This window comes from Pseudomonas sp. MF06569, from assembly GCF_059862735.1.
Genome location: NZ_JCBCUZ010000009.1, coordinates 31,724 through 48,384, shown reverse-complemented (window position 1 = coordinate 48,384; position 16,661 = coordinate 31,724). Strand labels below are relative to the sequence as shown.

Sequence of the window (16,661 nt, the reverse complement as noted above, 5' to 3'; positions counted from 1 at the left end):
CCGACGAGGTAAAGCATGCGTCGCACTATGGTAGCTGGTAACTGGAAGATGCACGGTACCCGCGCCAGCGTCGCTGAGCTGATCGACGGTCTGCGTGGTCTGGTCTTGCCAAACGATGTTGATGTTGCAGTATTCCCGCCTCAGCTGTTTATTGATCGAGTGATCAATGGCTTGCAAGGCGCACCGATTTCGGTCGGTGCACAGGATGCTGCGGTGGAGTCGGGGCAGGGCGCACTGACTGGCGAGATTTCATCGAGCCAGTTAGTGGACGCAGGTTGCAAGCTGGTGCTTGTGGGTCACTCGGAGCGCCGCCTGATTTTGGGTGAGCAGGACGAGACGCTCAATCGCAAGTTTGCAGCGGCTCAAGCCTCTGGTTTGACGCCTGTGTTGTGCATAGGGGAAACCCTGGAGCAGCGCGAAGCGGGGCAAACGCTTGAAGTGGTAGCGCGTCAGCTGAATGTCGTGATTGACGAGTTTGGTATTGATGCATTTGTAAATGCTGTGATTGCATACGAGCCAGTTTGGGCCATTGGCACCGGACTGACCGCATCACCGCAGCAGGCGCAAGATGTGCATGCGGCCATTCGCGCACAGCTGGCGCAAAAGAATTCTGAAGTGGCACAAGGTGTGCGGCTTCTATACGGCGGCAGCGTGAAGGCGGCCAATGCGGTCGAACTGTTCAGCATGCCGGATATCGATGGGGGACTCATTGGCGGGGCTTCCCTGAATGCAGATGAGTTCGGTGCGATCATTCGTGCCGCAGGAAACTGAAAATGCTGGATAACGTCGTAACTGTGTTTCATCTGCTGACAGCATTGGGTGTAATTGCCCTGGTTTTGCTGCAACAGGGTAAGGGAGCGGATGCTGGAGCATCTTTTGGCGCAGGTGCATCAAATACTGTGTTCGGAAGCCAAGGTTCCTCTACCTTTCTTAGTAAGTTTACTGCTATACTTGCCGCAGGTTTTTTCATAACCAGCTTAGGGTTAGGTTACTTTGCTAAAGAGAAAGCTGAACAGCTGACTCAAGTAGGTTTGCCAAATCCAGCGGTGTTGGAAGTTCCAGTGCAAAAGCCGGCTTCAGATGATGTTCCGGTGCTTCAAGAGCAAAAGTCGGCAACTCCTGCGACTGACGTACCTCCAGCTCAAGAGCAAAAGTAAAACGGGTTTCATGATGTAACGTAGTATTGCCGAGGTGGTGGAATTGGTAGACACGCAACCTTGAGGTGGTTGTGCCCATAGGGTGTAGGGGTTCGAGTCCCCTTCTCGGTACCAATTATCAAGAATGCCCGCAGTAGCGGGCTTTCTTGTATGTGGAAGGTTAGATTGACCCTGAAAAGGATCAACCGTATACTTCCACTCCAGCTTTGTCGCGGGATGGAGCAGTCTGGTAGCTCGTCGGGCTCATAACCCGAAGGTCGTCGGTTCAAATCCGGCTCCCGCAACCAGTTTTAGCGGAGCCCCTTATTAGGGGCTTTTTGTTAACTGGACACTTTATAGCGTCGGTATTCAACGACGTTTCAGAGATGGGCGCTTCGCCCATTTTTTCATTTTGCACAGCATGCACAAACATGCACTAGGGGGTTCAGGTGTCGAGCAAGCTAGAACAGTTGCAGGACTTGTTGGCCCCGGTGATCGTGGCCCTTGGCTATGAATGCTGGGGTATTGAATTTTCGGCTCAAGGCCGCCATTCAATGTTGCGTGTGTATATCGACAAGGAAGGCGGCGTACTGGTGGATGACTGCGCAATCGTGAGTCGTCAGATCAGCGGCGTTTTGGATGTCGAAGATCCTATCGCTGTTGAATACACCCTTGAAGTTTCTTCTCCTGGCATGGAACGCCCACTGTTCACCATTGAGCAGTTTGCGAAATTTGCCGGTGAGCAAGTGAGGATCAAGCTGCGCTCGCCTTTCGAAGGGCGACGTAACTTTCAGGGCCTTCTGCGCGGCGTAGAAGAGCAGGACATTGTGGTGCAAGTTGAAGACCATGAATTCCTGTTGCCGATCGATATGATCGACAAGGCCAACATTATTCCCAGTTTTGACTGAGACGCGGATCCCGCGGATCCAATGGCTTGCGAAAGGCGAGGCGTACGATGAGCAAAGAAGTACTGCTGGTTGTTGAGTCGGTGTCCAATGAAAAGGGCGTACCGGCAAACGTTATTTTTGAAGCGCTGGAGCTGGCTCTGGCCACCGCGACCAAAAAGCGTTTTGAGGACGAAGTCGAACTGCGTGTGGAAATCAATCGCCACACCGGTAACTACGAGACTTTCCGTCGCTGGACTGTGGTCGAAGACGAAGATCTGGATGATCCAGCATACGAGTTGGCGGTTGACCAGGCCCAGGCGAAACAGCCAGGCGCTGTAGCCGGCGATATTATCGAAGAGAAAATCGATTCTATCGAATTCGGTCGGATTGCTGCACAAACGGCCAAACAGGTCATCGTGCAAAAAGTCCGCGAAGCCGAGCGTGCTCAAGTAGTCGATGCTTATCGCGAGCGTCTGGGCGAGATCATTTCGGGTACCGTTAAAAAAGTGACACGTGACAACGTGATCGTTGATCTGGGCAATAACGCTGAAGCGTTGCTGGCCCGTGAAGACATCATTTCCCGTGAAACTTTCCGTGTTGGCGTACGCCTTCGCGCGCTGCTCAAGGAAATCCGCACAGAGAACCGCGGCCCTCAGCTGATCCTGTCGCGTACCGCGCCAGAGATGCTGATCGAGCTGTTCCGCATTGAAGTGCCAGAGATCTCCGAAGGCCTGATCGAAGTGATGGCGGCCTCCCGCGATCCTGGATCGCGCGCTAAAATAGCCGTTCGCTCCAAAGACAAACGCATTGATCCGCAAGGTGCCTGCATTGGTATGCGCGGTTCGCGTGTCCAGGCAGTGTCCGGCGAATTGGGCGGAGAGCGAGTGGATATCGTCCTTTGGGATGACAACCCGGCGCAGTTCGTGATCAACGCAATGTCGCCAGCAGAAGTGGCGGCAATTATCGTCGACGAAGATGCCCATGCAATGGACATCGCCGTTGGCGCAGACAATCTGGCCCAGGCGATTGGTCGCGGCGGTCAGAACGTACGTTTGGCCAGCCAGTTGACCGGCTGGACCTTGAACGTGATGACCGAATCGGACATCCAGGCTAAGCAGCAAGCAGAAACCGGCGACATCCTGCGCAACTTCATCGAAGAGCTGGAAGTCGATGAAGACCTGGCGCAGGTACTGGTTGATGAAGGCTTTACTAGCCTGGAAGAGATTGCCTACGTACCGGTGGAGGAAATGCTCAACATCGATGGCTTTGACGAAGATACCGTCAACGAGCTTCGCGCTCGGGCCAAGGATCGACTGTTGACTAAAGCCATCGCTACTGAGGAAAAGCTGGCAGACGCCCATCCGGCCGAAGACCTGCTCTCACTTGAGGGTATGGACAAGGATTTGGCGATGGAACTGGCGGTGCGCGGCGTAATTACCCGCGAAGACCTGGCCGAGCAGTCTATTGACGACCTGCTCGACATCGACGGCATTGACGATGATCGTGCCGGCAAGTTGATCATGGCCGCCCGAGCCCATTGGTTCGAGTAATTAGGCGCGGCCTGAGGAGAGAAATGCATGACGCAAGTCACGGTGAAACAACTGGCCGATGAGGTCAAAACACCGGTTGAGCGCCTGTTGCAGCAGATGCGTGAGGCAGGTCTGCCGCACAACGCCGCCGAGCAGAATGTGACCGACAGTGAGAAGCAAGCTCTGCTGACTCACCTGAAAAGCAGCCACAAGGCTAAAGTGGAAGAACCGCGCAAGATCACTTTGCAGCGTAAAACCACCAGTACCCTGCGTGTTGCTGGCAGCAAAAGCATTAGCGTTGAAGTACGCAAGAAGAAAGTCTTCGTACAGCAAAGCCCGGAAGAAATCGAAGCCGAGCGCAAACGTGAGATGGATGAACGTCGTGCAGTAGAAAGTGCCGCACGTCAGAAGGCTGAAGAAGAGTCCAAGCGTCGCGCCGAAGAAGAAGCGCGCCGTCAGCCTGCATCTACTCCTGCGCCAGCTCCAGCCGTAGCGGCACCTGCACCTGTGCAAACCGCACCGGCAGCAGCGCCTGCTCCGGCTGCTGATGCACGCAAGCGTGACGAACAGCGTCGCCCGGACAAACCACGTGCAGACGATAACAATCGTCGCGGTAGTGGTGACGGCGATCGTAAAAACGCTCCGCATCGTGCCTCGGTCAAAGAAAAAGCACCGACTCCACGTGTTGCTCCACGCACTTCCGACGAAGAAAGCGACAGCTTCCGTCGCGGTGGTCGTGGCAAGGGCAAGCTGAAGAAGCGTAACGCTCACGGTTTCCAGAGCCCAACCGGCCCTGTAGTTCGTGACGTGCAGATTGGCGAGACCATCACTGTCGGCGATTTGGCTGCACAGATGTCGGTCAAGGCTGCCGAAGTCATCAAGTTCATGTTCAAGCTGGGTACTCCAGCGACCATCAACCAGGTACTTGATCAGGAAACTGCTCAACTGGTAGCTGAAGAACTGGGCCACAAAGTGACTCTGGTAAGCGACAACGCCCTGGAAGATTCCCTGGCCGAATCCCTGAAATTCGAAGGCGAGTCGTTCTCCCGTGCTCCGGTTGTGACCGTAATGGGCCACGTTGACCACGGTAAAACTTCCCTGCTCGACTATATCCGTCGTGCCAAGGTAGCTGCTGGCGAAGCCGGTGGTATTACTCAGCACATCGGTGCGTACCACGTTGAAACCGAACGCGGCATGGTCACTTTCCTCGATACCCCGGGTCACGCTGCGTTTACCGCAATGCGTGCACGTGGTGCCAAGGCGACTGACATCGTGATTCTGGTTGTTGCTGCAGACGACGGCGTAATGCCGCAAACCATCGAAGCTGTTCAGCATGCGAAAGCCGCTGGCGTGCCTCTGGTTGTTGCAGTGAACAAGATCGACAAGCCAGGTGCTGATCTCGATCGCATCCGCAGCGAATTGTCCGTTCACGGCGTGACCTCGGAAGAGTGGGGTGGTGACACTCCGTTTGTTTCGGTCTCGGCGAAAATGGGTACCGGCGTTGACGAATTGCTCGAAGCCGTATTGCTGCAAGCTGAAGTTCTGGAACTCAAGGCCACTCCATCGGCTCCTGGCCGTGGTGTAGTTGTTGAGTCCCGCCTGGACAAAGGCCGTGGGCCTGTTGCAACTGTTCTGGTTCAAGACGGTACCCTGCGCCAAGGCGACATGGTTCTGGTCGGCTCCAACTACGGTCGCATCCGTGCCATGCTCGATGAGAACGGCAAGCCTATCAAGGAAGCCGGTCCATCCATCCCTGTCGAGATCCTCGGCCTGGACGGAACGCCAGATGCTGGCGACGAGATGAGCGTAATGACTGACGAGAAGAAGGCGCGTGAAGTTGCCCTGTTCCGTCAAGGCAAGTTCCGCGAAGTGAAACTGGCGCGTGCTCACGCAGGCAAGCTGGAAAACATCTTCGAGAACATGGGCCAGGAAGAGAAGAAGACGCTTAACATCGTCCTCAAATCTGACGTCCGTGGTTCCTTGGAAGCTCTGCAGGGCGCGTTGAGCGGCCTGGGTAACGACGAAGTGCAAGTGCGCGTAGTTGGCGGCGGTGTTGGTGGTATCACCGAGAGCGACGCTAACCTGGCACTGGCCTCCAACGCTGTTCTGTTTGGCTTCAACGTGCGTGCCGATGCCGGCGCTCGCAAGATTGTCGAGCAGGAAGGTCTGGACATGCGTTACTACAACGTCATCTACGACATCATCGAAGACGTCAAGAAAGCCCTTACCGGCATGCTTGGCAGCGACGTTCGGGAGAACATCCTGGGTATCGCTGAAGTCCGTGACGTGTTCCGTTCGCCTAAGTTTGGCGCGGTTGCAGGTTGCATGGTGCTTGAAGGTGTTGTTCACCGTAACCGTCCAATCCGCGTACTGCGTGAAGACATCGTTATCTACGAAGGCGAGCTGGAATCCCTGCGCCGCTTTAAAGATGACATGTCCGAAGTGCGTGCCGGCATGGAATGCGGTATCGGCGTCAAGAGCTACAACGACGTTAAAGTCGGTGACAAGATCGAAGTGTTCGAGAAGGTCCAGGTTGCTCGCAGCCTCTAACTCGCGAGCCTCAAGAGCGAGGACGAGCCCGCGCATGCAAATGCGCAGTGCTCGGCCTGGACTCTAAACGCAACGCCCGGTCCGGCTTCTGTCGTGCCGGGCGTTTGCCGCTTTCAGACCGCATGGGTTTCCCATGGGTGAGTAACAGGTAACAATACATGGCAAAAGAATATAGCCGTACCCAACGTATTGGCGATCAGATGCAGCGCGAGCTGGCACAGCTGATCCGTCGTGAAGTCAAAGACCCGCGCGTGGGTCTGGTCACCATTACTGCTGTTGAAGTCAGCCGTGACGTCGGTCACGCGAAGATCTTCATCACCGTGATGGGCGAGGACAGCGCTGAAGAGATCGCTCAAAGCATCAAGGTGCTGAACTCGGCAGCGGGTTTCCTGCGCATGCAACTGGCGCGTGAAATGAAACTGCGCAGCGTTCCTCAGCTGCACTTCCACTACGATGAAAGTGTCGTGCGTGGCGCTCACCTGTCCGCTTTGATCGAGCGTGCAGTGGCTGAAGACAATCAGCACCCTGAAGCCACTGCTCCCGAAGACACCAAGGAGTAACCGGTGGCTCAGGTCAAGCGTATCCGTCGTAACGTCAGCGGCATCATCCTGCTCGACAAGCCGCTTGGATTCACTTCCAACGCGGCCCTGCAGAAAGTTCGCTGGCTGCTCAATGCCGAGAAGGCAGGGCACACCGGTAGCCTAGATCCATTGGCCAGCGGTGTCTTGCCGTTGTGCTTTGGCGAAGCCACCAAGTTTTCGCAATACCTGCTCGATTCCGACAAGGGTTATGAAACCCTGATGCAATTGGGCAAGACCACCACGACTGCAGATGCTGAAGGCGATGTTTTGCTGACACGTCCAGTGACCGTTGGTCGCGCCGATATCGAAGCTGTTTTGCCTAGTTTTCGTGGGAAAATCAGTCAGATACCGCCGATGTACTCTGCACTCAAGCGAGACGGACAGCCGCTTTACAAGTTGGCCCGTGCAGGCGAAGTGGTGGAGCGTGAACCACGTTCTGTTACTATTACCCGCCTCGAATTGCTGGCCAGCGAAGGTGACACTGCGCGCTTGGCCGTCGACTGCACCAAAGGCACCTATATCCGTACCCTCGTGGAAGATATCGGTGAGCAACTGGGTTGCGGTGCATACGTTGCAGAGCTGCGTCGTACACACGCTGGACCTTTCAGCCTGGCCCAAACGGTGACGCTGGAAGAGTTGGAAGCTGTGCATGCCGAAGGCGGCAACGAAGCGGTTGATCGCTTCCTTATGCCATCGGACAGTGGCTTGCTGGACTGGCCATTACTGCACTTCTCGGAACACAGTGCGTTCTATTGGCTCAATGGCCAACCGGTTCGTGCTCCTGATGCCCCGAAGTTCGGTATGGTACGAGTACAAGATCACAACGGTCGCTTTATCGGTATCGGTGAAGTGAGCGAAGACGGGCGCATCGCGCCGCGTCGACTGATTCGGTCGGAATGACCGAAACCAGGCTGCATCGGGATGTAATACTCTTGGGGCAGACTGGAATGAGGGTGGCTGTTATTAGGCACGGTCACATCTCACTTTTAAATACGAGGATTTGTCCTCGGCCTATTGGATCTGTCTTGTTCGCAAGCAGGCCCTAATTGAAAGGAAAGCCAAATGGCACTTACAGTTGAACACAAAGCAGAAATCGTAGCTGACTACCAGCAAGCTCCAGGTGATACAGGTTCTCCAGAAGTGCAGGTTGCACTGCTGACCTTTAACATCAACACGCTGCAAGGTCACTTCAAGGCAAACATCAAGGATCACCACTCCCGTCGTGGTCTGATCCGCATGGTAAACCAGCGTCGTAAGCTGCTGGACTACCTCAAAGGCAAAAACGTTGAGCGTTACAAAACGCTGATCGCTCGCCTGGGTCTGCGTCGCTAATAGCGATGTTGCTAGAGGCTGGTTGTCTGTCGTGCGTTTGCGGATTTTCCGCAGGCGTACGGCAGGCTTCCAGCCTCAAGTTTTATCTGGACTAGCCGGATTCTTACGAAAGCTTGCCGCGCGGGCTGTTTTCGTAAGCATCTTGAGTCGGGTCAATACCCGATGTTGCGCATGACTTTCGCAAGAAACCCGTTCCCCAAGAGCCACAAAGAAGGTAGGACACCGTGAACCCGGTTATCAAAAAATTTCAGTTCGGTCAGTCGACCGTTACTCTAGAGACTGGCCGTATCGCCCGTCAGGCCTCCGGCGCAGTATTGGTCACCGTTGACGACGACGTCAGCGTGTTGGTGACTGTTGTCGGCTCCAAGCAAGCTGATCCAGGCAAGGGCTTCTTCCCTCTGTCTGTTCACTACCAAGAAAAAACCTACGCCGCGGGTAAAATCCCAGGCGGTTTCTTCAAACGTGAAGGTCGCCCTTCCGAGAAAGAAACCCTGACGTCGCGTCTGATCGACCGTCCGATCCGTCCGCTGTTCCCAGAAGGTTTCATGAACGAAGTGCAGGTTGTCTGCACCGTTCTGTCCACCAGCAAGAAAACCGATCCGGACGTCGCTGCGATGATCGGTACTTCGGCAGCCCTGGCTATCTCCGGTATTCCTTTTGATGGTCCGATCGGCGCTGCCCGCGTTGCTTACCACGAAAGCACCGGCTACCTGCTGAACCCGACTTACGAGCAACTGGCTGCTTCGAGCCTGGACATGGTCGTTGCCGGTACTTCGGAAGCCGTATTGATGGTTGAATCGGAAGCCAAAGAGCTGACCGAAGACCAGATGCTGGGCGCAGTACTGTTTGCCCACGACGAATTCCAGGTAGTGATCCAGGCTGTCAAAGAGCTGGCTGCCGAAGCTGCAAAACCAACGTGGGACTGGGCTGCTGCCCCGGAAGCTACCGCACTGCTGGGCGCTATCCGTGCCGAGTTCGGCGAAGCGATCTCCCAGGCTTACACCATCACCGTCAAGGCAGACCGTTACGCACGTCTGGGCGAGTTGAAGGATCAGGTTGTAGCCAAGCTGTCCGGTGAAGAAGGCCAGCCTTCTGCCAGCGAAGTCAAAGCTGCTTTCGGCGAAATCGAATACCGCACCGTTCGCGAAAACATCGTAAACGGCAAGCCGCGTATCGATGGCCGTGACACCAAGACTGTTCGTCCTCTGAACATCGAAGTAGGTGTTCTGCCGAAGACCCACGGTTCTGCTCTGTTCACCCGTGGTGAAACTCAGGCTCTGGTTGTTGCAACGCTGGGTACTGCCCGTGACGCACAACTGCTGGACACCCTGGAAGGCGAGAAAAAAGACCCGTTCATGCTGCACTACAACTTCCCTCCGTTCTCGGTAGGTGAGTGTGGTCGTATGGGTGGCGCCGGTCGTCGCGAAATCGGTCACGGCCGTCTGGCCCGCCGTTCGGTTCAGGCCATGCTGCCTGCTGCCGACGTGTTCCCGTACACCATCCGTGTTGTATCGGAAATCACCGAATCCAACGGTTCCAGCTCGATGGCATCGGTGTGTGGTGCTTCCCTGGCACTGATGGACGCTGGTGTTCCGATGAAGGCACCGGTTGCCGGTATCGCCATGGGTCTGGTTAAAGAAGGCGAGAAATTCGCTGTCCTGACCGACATCCTGGGTGACGAAGATCACTTGGGCGACATGGACTTCAAAGTAGCCGGTACCGCCAAAGGTGTTACCGCGCTGCAGATGGACATCAAGATCAAGGGCATCACCGAAGAAATCATGGAGATCGCACTGGGCCAAGCCCTGGACGCTCGCCTGAACATCTTGGGTCAGATGAACCAGATCATTGCCGTATCGCGCAACGAACTGTCGGCCAACGCTCCGACCATGATTGCGATGAAGATCGACACCGACAAAATCCGTGATGTCATCGGTAAAGGCGGCGCGACCATCCGTGCAATCTGTGAAGAAACCAAAGCTTCGATCGATATCGAAGACGACGGTTCGATCAAGATCTTCGGCGAAACCAAAGAAGCTGCAGAAGCAGCGCGTCAGCGCGTTCTGGGCATCACCGCTGAAGCCGAGATCGGCAAGATCTACGTGGGCAAGGTTGAGCGTATCGTCGACTTTGGCGCATTCGTAAACATCCTGCCTGGCAAGGACGGCCTGGTTCACATCTCCATGCTGAGCGACGCTCGCGTTGAGAAAGTGACTGACATTCTTAAAGAAGGTCAGGAAGTTGAAGTACTGGTACTGGACGTGGATAACCGCGGCCGTATCAAGCTGTCCATCAAGGACGTAGCTGCTGCCAAGGCATCGGAAGCGTAATAGCCCCCGATACCCGCGTTACAAAAAAGGATCCTTCGGGATCCTTTTTTTATGGGCGACGAAAAGTCAGCGCCAATGGGCGATAGGCCATGAGTGGAAACCCGCAACTTGCATGCAAATTTGCAGGGCGTCATGCATTCTGCACGATCGCCATTGTGGAGATAAATCGTAAGTCATTGATTTATAAGGATTAATTTATCTTAAAAAGTTGGCACAGGCCCTGCAATAGTAGAGATAACCCTGCTGCCATAAGACGGCGCAGATTTTAAAGAAGACAGGAGTTACTCGTATGAAGAAGTTCGCTATCGCTGCTGCAACTGCCACCGCTCTGACCCTGACCATGGCCAACGCTGCATTTGCTGCTCAAGCGACTACACAGGCACCGATGGTCGTCGCTGCTGGCGAAGTAACTAAAGCCAAGGAAGCCACTTCTGACACCTGGATCACCACCAAAGTGAAAGCTGACCTGGTGACTGAAAAAGGCATTCCGGGCACCGATATCAAAGTTGAGACAAACAAAGGTGTTGTTTCCCTTTCCTCGATGGTCCCAGTGACCGAAGCTCAAAAAGACATCGCTGTTGCCATCACCAAAAAGATCAAAGGCGTTAAAGCTGTCTCGGCTGATGGCCTGAAAGCCGAATAAACACCCCTCATTTCGTAGAACCGGGGGAAACAAAGCCGCAGCGGGTGATTTGAGCAGTACGCCCGCAGGCTTTGAAACAAGGTTCATGCGACGGCCATATGGATGTGGCCATTACAGCCCTCGGCGCTTGCGTCGGGGGCTGTTCTATTTCTGCTGAATATGTAGTCGCTGACGAGGCACGAGGCTGCGATGGGGTGCGTAGCAGCCCCGACCTTGTGGTGGTGCCCTTAATCGCAGCCTCTTGCCTCGTCAGCGACTACAGGTTTTGCCGGCACGCTTACTCGCTATCCAGATGCAGAGGCGAAATCACCCGGCCATCACTCTCTGCTTCACCCAACGTGGCATCGATAAAGTACACGCGCTCATCAGCCAACTGGCCTTTGTCCACCAGGAAGTCCTTGATGCTGCTTGCGCGGTCCTGGCCGAGTTGACGCAACAGCACTTCGCTTTTGCTCCAGAAGTCGATCAATGCATCGGTCATTTTGGCCGCGCGCTCGTCACGGCTCAGGTCTTTCCATTCTGCAGGCGGCTGCTGTTTGAGACGGGTGCGGTAGATGCCTTCGAGCAACGGTCCTTTCTCATCATCCGGCACGGTCAGCAAACCCGCCTTGGCCGGGACTTTGTCACCACGGCGCTGGAGGATCTTGTAGTAGTTGTACTGGAACTCGCGCTCAAGACGTTCTTTCGCAATGAAAGGGCCATCACTGCTCTGTGCTGCAGTCCCTTCGATCTCCAGGCGCAAGGCGGGGCGTTCTTTCAACGCCTGGGCCAGGGTGGTCAGCGCTTTTTGCGCCTCAGGGCTCAGCTCGCTTGATCCTGGCGCGAATGAAACCGTGCCCAGGTCTTCGGCGCCGCCACCATTGATCAGGCCGCCAATGAACTTGAAGGGGGCTTGGGCGGCACGCAGCACCAGATTGCGCACGGTCTGCCAGATAATGGGCATCACACTGAATTGCGGGTTGTTAAGGTCGCCGCTGATCGGCAGCTCGATGGAGATCTTGCCGTCCGTGTCTTTGAGCAAAGCAATTGCCAGTTTGATCGGCAGATCAACCGCATCGGGGCTGTCGACTTTCTCCCCGAGCTGCAATTGCTCGACCACCAGTTTGTTCTCGGCCTTGAGCTGACCCTTGGTGATCATGTAGTGCAGATCAAGGTTCAGCCGACCCTTGCGGATACGGTAGCCGGCAAATTTGCCGGAGTAGGGCGTCAATGTCGTCAGTTCGACACGCTTGAAGCTGGTGGCGATATCCAGGCTTGCCATCGGGTCAAACGGGTTGACGCTGCCCTTGATGGTCACCGGGGCATAACGGTCGACCTTACCCGCTATATTCACCGGGGCGGGCTTGGCATTGCGGCTATCGATGGTGCCGATCTGTCCGTTGAGCTGTTGAACGGCTGTCTGGAAGTTGGGTGTCAGGCTGAAGTCGGCGAAGTTGGCCGAGCCGTCGTTGATCGCAATCGCGCCTATGTGAATGCCCAGCGGCTTGTCCTTGCTGGCGGTGCTCTTGGCGGTGCTGCCTGCGGGTTGGGGGATCAGCAGGTCATCAATATTGGTGGTGCGGTCGTCGTTGATCATGAAGCGCACGTACGGCTTCTCGAAGTTGACCCTGGTCACCGACAAGCTATCGCCGTGCTGGTATTTCACGTCCTCCAGCACCAGTTTTTGCCACTTGAGGAAGTCGCGGTCTTTGAGTGTGTCCAGCGTGTGCAGTTGATCGACCTGTGCACGGCCCTCTACGGTAAAGGCCAGTGGCTCGGTGCTTTTGAGATCGACCGCCAGGTCGCTGCCGAGCATGCCGCTGCGCAGTTCAAGTCGTATGAACGGATCGATGTAGGCCTGGGCGATACGCAGGTCGATGTCCTTGGTTGTAACCTTGAGCCTGGCACTCACCGGGCTCAGGTTGACGTCGCCACTGGCGTCAAGCTTGCCTTGCTTGCCCACACCGGTATCCAGTTTGAGGGTGAAGGGCGAGCGGTTCAGGCTGTCGAAGTTCTGCAGGTTCAAGTTAAGCGGACCGATATCCAGCGCTACCGGGGTTTTGGGCTCTTTATCGGCGAGGTGTACGCGATAGTCGCGTAATTCAACATCCTTAAGCAGCACTTCCCACGGCTTGCCCGGTGCTACGGGTGCTGATTTTGGTGCTTCAACCGTGACGACTTGTTCTTTTTTGGACGGTGCCTTTGTGGCTGGAGTGGCAAACAGTTTTTGCCAATCAAGCTGGCCATCCTTCTCGCGGGTGGCCCAGGTTTCGAGGTTGCGGCTGTTGATCTTGCCGACGACGACTTGCTGCTTGGCCAGATCCACGCGGGTGTCACTGACATCCAGGCGCTCCAGTCGTACCAGGGGGCGCCCGTCTGGAGCGTTGATCTTGAACGGAGCAATGCTGGCCGAGGCATTGGTCAGCACCATCTCGGTTTCTTTGGACAGGTTCAGGCTGTAATCGGTGCTGAAATTCAGCACGCCATCTTCCAGTACCAGTGGCAGGGCATCGCGTACATAAGGCCACCAGACCTTCATCTGGCCATCGGTAACTTTCAGTTTGCCGGTGGAGGCTATAGGCACCAGGCTTAACGTGCCGCTCCAGTCAATACGCCCGCCCGCCGGGCCGACAGCCACCAGGGTCATGTCGGCGTTGTCATCGGGCAGGGTGCTGAGGTTTTTCAGCTCCAGGTCCATTGAGTCGTACAAAAATTCAATGGGTTCGCCGGGACGCATATCGGTGAAGTGCAGGTAGCCGTCAGCCAGCTTGATGCTGTCGAGGCGCACAGGGAACGGTTTGCTGTCGGGTTCGCTCGGGGCAGGTTCGCTGGCCGGCAACTTGAACAGTTGGGTCAGATTGAGTGAGCCATCCTTGTTGAACAGCACCTCGGTCTTGGGCTTGTCCAGTTGGACTTCAGCCAGGTGCAACGCTTTTGTCCACAGGCTATCGAGCTGAAGATTGACGTACAGCCGTTCAAAACCGATCTGTTCCTTGCCTGGTTCGCCGGTCCTGAACCCCCACAGTGTCAGCTCCAGGCTGAAAGGGTTGAATTCCAGCCGGTCGAGTTTGGCGGGCACCGTGGCGTAGTTGGCAAGCTGCTGGTTGATGATGCGCAGGCCAATGCCCGGCAAAATCAGGAAGCCAAGCACGCTGTACAGCGCGATAGCAATCAGCACGGCGCCGATGGCGCGGATCAATCCTTTGAGCATGTAGGGCGTCGTCTATAGCAGTCGGAGTGCCTTTGAGTATGGCACGCGTTTCTGGTTCCGAGACGAACGCTGTACTCAGAGGATGTTTTAAAACTGAAGGATCAAGGTTTTCAACGGTGGCTGCTGATCCTGGGACGGGAAGTCACTGGCCGGGGTCAATACTTGCCAGTCGCGAACCGGGCGGCCTGCCTTCTCGGCACAGCGCAAAACCTGTTCGCGCCAGTCGTCCATGCTGACCTTCGCCAGGTTGTTGCAACAAATCAGCACGCCGTCCGGGGCGGTAGTCAACACCGCAGGCTTGAGCAGGCTTTGGTAATCGCGCAGCAGATCGACTGTGCCGAATGCGCTTTTGGCCCATGCAGGGGGGTCAAGCAACACCAGATCATATTCACGTTGATCCAGTCGCGGGTAGGCGGGCAGCTTGTGGCGGCGTTGAATAATCGGCAAGCCGGCCAGTTGGCGGATGGCTGCAAAATAGTCGGACTGCACGAACTTCATCTTGGGCAATTGAGGGTTCAGCAGGCCGTTTTCCCGGCCCACCGCGAGGTTACCCTCGGCGAAATCGAGATTGCAGACTTCACGGGCGCCACCCGCAGCCGCACTCAGGCCCACGCCGCAAGTGTAGGAGAAGAGGTTGAGTACGCTTTTGCCGGCACTGTGTTGTTTGACCCAGCCGCGAGCGTTGCGCAGGTCGAGAAACAACAGAGGGTCTTGCCCGGCATGGCGCCCGCGCACGCGGTACTTCAGCCCCCATTCGTGGCCGACGGTGTCTTCGAGTGCGGCATCTTCAGCGCGGTACACGGTATCTTCGCGATCAATGCGTGAATTGCCCTGGGAGCGGTCGTTGTAAACCAGCAACAGGTCGAGGCCCAAGTGACGATTGATCGCGTCATGCAGTTGCAGCAAATCATCGCGCTCAAGACGCTGATGAAAGCTTTGCACCAGCAGTTGCGGGCCGTAGCGGTCGATGGTCAGTCCGCCAGCGCCTTCCTGGCTGCCGTGGAACAGGCGATAGCAGTCAGTGCCCTGAGCATGCAGCTCGGCCAACAGGTCGTGACGGTTATCGAGGGCGGCGCGCAGCGCCTGATTCAAGGAAGACATGCCATGCGCCTTGGGGGATAGATAAGGCGCGGCAGTTTAGCAGAATAGGGTGTACGAAACTTCAGTGTGGAAGCGGGCTTGCTCACGATCGTATCCGCGCGGCTTGACCGACAGACCGAGTAGTCTGCATCGCGAGCAAGCCCGCTCCCACAGGGTGTGCGGTTACTCCCGCTCGATCGCCAGCGCCACGCCCTGGCCACCGCCAATGCACAGGGTTGCCAGGCCTTTTTTCCCGTCGCGCTTGATCATTTCGTGGAGCAGGGTGACGAGGATACGGCAGCCCGACGCTCCAATCGGGTGGCCAATGGCAATAGCCCCTCCGTTGACGTTGACCTTGCTCGCGTCCCAGTTCAACTCTTTGCCCACTGCCAGCGCTTGTGCCGCGAACGCTTCGTTGGCTTCGATCAGGTCCAGTTGCTCAAGGCTCCAGCCTGCCTTGCTCAGGCAGCGCTGAGTGGCGCTCACAGGACCGATACCCATGATGGCCGGGTCTACGCCAGCGTTGGCGTAGGCGGCAATCCTGGCCAGCACCGGCAAGCCAAGGGCTTTGGCCTTGGTGGCACTCATCAGCATCACTGCGGCTGCGCCGTCATTGAGTGAGGATGCATTACCCGCGGTCACGGAGCCGTCCTTCTTGAAGGCTGGACGAAGCTTGGCCAACGACTCGGCAGTGGTGCCTGCGCGAGGCTGTTCGTCGGTGGCGAAAGCGATCGGATCGCCTTTGCGCTGCGGGATCAGGATGGGGGTGATCTCATCGACAAAGCGCCCGGCTTCAATAGCTGCCGTGGCTTTTTGTTGCGAGGCGGCGGCAAAGGCGTCTTGCGCTTCACGGCTGATGTCGTACTTATCCACAAGGTTCTCTGCAGTGATACCCATGTGGTAGTCGTTGAACGCATCCCACAGGCCATCGCTGATCATGGTGTCGACGATCTGGCCGTGGCCCATGCGCAGGCCGGTGCGGGCACCGGGCATGATGTAGTTGGACAGGCTCATGTTTTCCTGTCCGCCGGCAATGATCACCTCTGCATCGCCGCAACGAATCGCCTGGGCGGCCAGGTGCAGGGCCTTGAGCCCCGAGCCGCAGACTTTGTTGAGGGTCAAGGCAGGAACCGCGAAGGGTAGCCCGGCCTTGATTGCAGCCTGGCGAGCAGGGTTTTGCCCGGCCCCGGCGGTCAGTACCTGGCCCATGATCACTTCGTCGACCTGAGTGCCATCCAGCCCGGTTTGCACCAGTAACTGGCGGATGACCGCAGCGCCCAGTTCCACGGCGGGTACATGGGCCAGGGAGCCTTGAAAACTGCCAACGGCAGTGCGGGTAGCGGCAACGATTACGACATCTTGCATTGCTAGAGTCCTCTTTATTCTTGGAGTGTTGTGCTCGG

General features: G+C 56.4%; 13 protein-coding genes and 2 tRNA genes. 12 read left to right on the top strand and 3 right to left on the bottom strand.

From position 1 onward, the window contains the following. Positions 1-15: 15 nt before the first annotated feature. The 12 genes from tpiA (at position 16) to AC19YQ_RS11135 (ending at position 10,988) form a co-directional block, all read left to right on the top strand. Positions 16-771, top strand: coding sequence for a triose-phosphate isomerase (gene tpiA / locus AC19YQ_RS11190; RefSeq protein ID WP_133078302.1), 756 nt, complete (start codon positions 16-18; stop codon positions 769-771). 2 nt (positions 772-773) lie between these two features. After that, positions 774-1,157, top strand: coding sequence for a preprotein translocase subunit SecG (gene secG, locus AC19YQ_RS11185; RefSeq protein WP_003439612.1), 384 nt, complete (start codon positions 774-776; stop codon positions 1,155-1,157). 28 nt (positions 1,158-1,185) lie between these two features. Continuing rightward, a tRNA-Leu gene (locus AC19YQ_RS11180) sits at positions 1,186-1,271 on the top strand. A gap of 96 nt (positions 1,272-1,367) precedes the next feature. After that, positions 1,368-1,444: transfer RNA gene (locus tag AC19YQ_RS11175), tRNA-Met, on the top strand. Positions 1,445-1,585: 141 nt separating this feature from the next. Next, entirely contained in the window at positions 1,586-2,044 is a 459-nt protein-coding gene (gene rimP / locus AC19YQ_RS11170) for a ribosome maturation factor RimP (RefSeq protein WP_019825918.1), read from the top strand. 47 nt (positions 2,045-2,091) lie between these two features. Further along, a complete protein-coding gene (gene nusA, locus AC19YQ_RS11165; RefSeq protein WP_019825920.1) occupies positions 2,092-3,573 on the top strand; it encodes a transcription termination factor NusA in 1,482 nt (493 codons plus the stop codon). Positions 3,574-3,600: 27 nt separating this feature from the next. Next, entirely contained in the window at positions 3,601-6,102 is a 2,502-nt protein-coding gene (gene infB / locus AC19YQ_RS11160; protein WP_133078301.1) for a translation initiation factor IF-2, read from the top strand. 158 nt (positions 6,103-6,260) lie between these two features. After that, entirely contained in the window at positions 6,261-6,662 is a 402-nt protein-coding gene (rbfA, locus tag AC19YQ_RS11155) for a 30S ribosome-binding factor RbfA (RefSeq protein ID WP_019825923.1), read from the top strand. A 3-nt stretch (positions 6,663-6,665) separates the two neighbouring features. Then, positions 6,666-7,583, top strand: a complete 918-nt coding sequence (gene truB, locus AC19YQ_RS11150; protein WP_133078300.1) for a tRNA pseudouridine(55) synthase TruB — start codon at positions 6,666-6,668, stop codon at positions 7,581-7,583. Positions 7,584-7,745: 162 nt separating this feature from the next. Continuing rightward, positions 7,746-8,015, top strand: a complete 270-nt coding sequence (gene rpsO / locus AC19YQ_RS11145; RefSeq protein ID WP_019825926.1) for a 30S ribosomal protein S15 — start codon at positions 7,746-7,748, stop codon at positions 8,013-8,015. Positions 8,016-8,239: 224 nt separating this feature from the next. Next, a complete protein-coding gene (pnp, locus tag AC19YQ_RS11140) occupies positions 8,240-10,345 on the top strand; it encodes a polyribonucleotide nucleotidyltransferase (RefSeq protein WP_133078299.1) in 2,106 nt (701 codons plus the stop codon). A gap of 289 nt (positions 10,346-10,634) precedes the next feature. Beyond that, the gene (locus tag AC19YQ_RS11135) at positions 10,635-10,988 is read left to right on the top strand and encodes a BON domain-containing protein (protein WP_219262441.1); all 354 of its coding nucleotides are present in this window, start codon (positions 10,635-10,637) and stop codon (positions 10,986-10,988) included. Between the two features lie 277 nt (positions 10,989-11,265). Here AC19YQ_RS11135 and AC19YQ_RS11130 read toward each other — a convergent pair whose 3' ends face one another. The 3 genes from AC19YQ_RS11130 to AC19YQ_RS11120 all read right to left on the bottom strand — a co-directional run bounded on the left by AC19YQ_RS11130 (position 11,266) and on the right by AC19YQ_RS11120 (position 16,623). After that, entirely contained in the window at positions 11,266-14,178 is a 2,913-nt protein-coding gene (locus tag AC19YQ_RS11130) for a DUF748 domain-containing protein (protein ID WP_326397336.1), read from the bottom strand. 87 nt (positions 14,179-14,265) lie between these two features. Continuing rightward, on the bottom strand, positions 14,266-15,279 hold the full coding sequence (locus AC19YQ_RS11125; RefSeq protein WP_133078297.1) for a class I SAM-dependent rRNA methyltransferase: 1,014 nt from the start codon (positions 15,277-15,279) through the stop codon (positions 14,266-14,268). Between the two features lie 162 nt (positions 15,280-15,441). Further along, entirely contained in the window at positions 15,442-16,623 is a 1,182-nt protein-coding gene (locus AC19YQ_RS11120; protein ID WP_219262443.1) for an acetyl-CoA C-acetyltransferase, read from the bottom strand. Between the last annotated feature and the right edge of the window lie 38 nt (positions 16,624-16,661).

Excerpts from the sequence above, each read along its gene's own strand:
- nusA (WP_019825920.1), top strand. The coding sequence starts at position 2,092 with ATGAGCAAAGAAGTACTGCTGGTTGTTGAGTCGGTGTCCAATGAAAAG.
- secG (WP_003439612.1), top strand. The coding sequence starts at position 774 with ATGCTGGATAACGTCGTAACTGTGTTTCATCTGCTGACAGCATTGGGT.
- tpiA (WP_133078302.1), top strand. The coding sequence starts at position 16 with ATGCGTCGCACTATGGTAGCTGGTAACTGGAAGATGCACGGTACCCGC.
- AC19YQ_RS11135 (WP_219262441.1), top strand. The coding sequence starts at position 10,635 with ATGAAGAAGTTCGCTATCGCTGCTGCAACTGCCACCGCTCTGACCCTG.
- AC19YQ_RS11130 (WP_326397336.1), bottom strand. The coding sequence starts at position 14,178 with ATGCTCAAAGGATTGATCCGCGCCATCGGCGCCGTGCTGATTGCTATC.
- infB (WP_133078301.1), top strand. The coding sequence starts at position 3,601 with ATGACGCAAGTCACGGTGAAACAACTGGCCGATGAGGTCAAAACACCG.
- AC19YQ_RS11125 (WP_133078297.1), bottom strand. The coding sequence starts at position 15,279 with ATGTCTTCCTTGAATCAGGCGCTGCGCGCCGCCCTCGATAACCGTCAC.
- rpsO (WP_019825926.1), top strand. The coding sequence starts at position 7,746 with ATGGCACTTACAGTTGAACACAAAGCAGAAATCGTAGCTGACTACCAG.
- AC19YQ_RS11120 (WP_219262443.1), bottom strand. The coding sequence starts at position 16,623 with ATGCAAGATGTCGTAATCGTTGCCGCTACCCGCACTGCCGTTGGCAGT.
- rbfA (WP_019825923.1), top strand. The coding sequence starts at position 6,261 with ATGGCAAAAGAATATAGCCGTACCCAACGTATTGGCGATCAGATGCAG.